The sequence below is a fragment of the Arthrobacter sp. SIMBA_036 genome, from assembly GCF_046535135.1.
In the GTDB taxonomy this organism is placed as follows: Bacteria; Actinomycetota; Actinomycetes; order Actinomycetales; family Micrococcaceae; genus Arthrobacter.
In genome coordinates this window covers 1-257 of sequence record NZ_JAWRXG010000299.1, presented here as the reverse complement: position 1 = coordinate 257, position 257 = coordinate 1, and the positions used below count along the sequence as shown (strand labels likewise).

At 52.9% G+C, this 257-nt stretch carries 1 protein-coding gene; it reads left to right on the top strand.

What is annotated here, in order from left to right; translation table 11 throughout:
• A partial coding sequence (locus SB659_RS19960; RefSeq protein ID WP_410551676.1) for a transposase occupies window positions 1-202 on the top strand: 202 nt, incomplete at its 5' end.
• Window positions 203-257: the final 55 nt, after the last annotated feature.

Genomic DNA, 257 nt, shown 5'->3' with positions numbered 1-257 from the left:
GGCAAACATCCCGGCGAAGCAGAACCGAAAGGAAACTTTCCCTTTCAGCTCCTGGGTTTATCGGCAGCGCAATCTGGTTGAGCGCTTCTTCAATAAACTCAAACAGTTCAGAGGCATCGCAACGCGCTACGACAAAGATCCCCGCAACTTCCTCGCCGCCGTCAAACTCGTTGCAACACGCATATGGATCAGATCGTTATGAGTCTATGCCCTAGTCGGAACGTCTGCGGTCCGCATTCATGGGGAGTAGTGGCTGA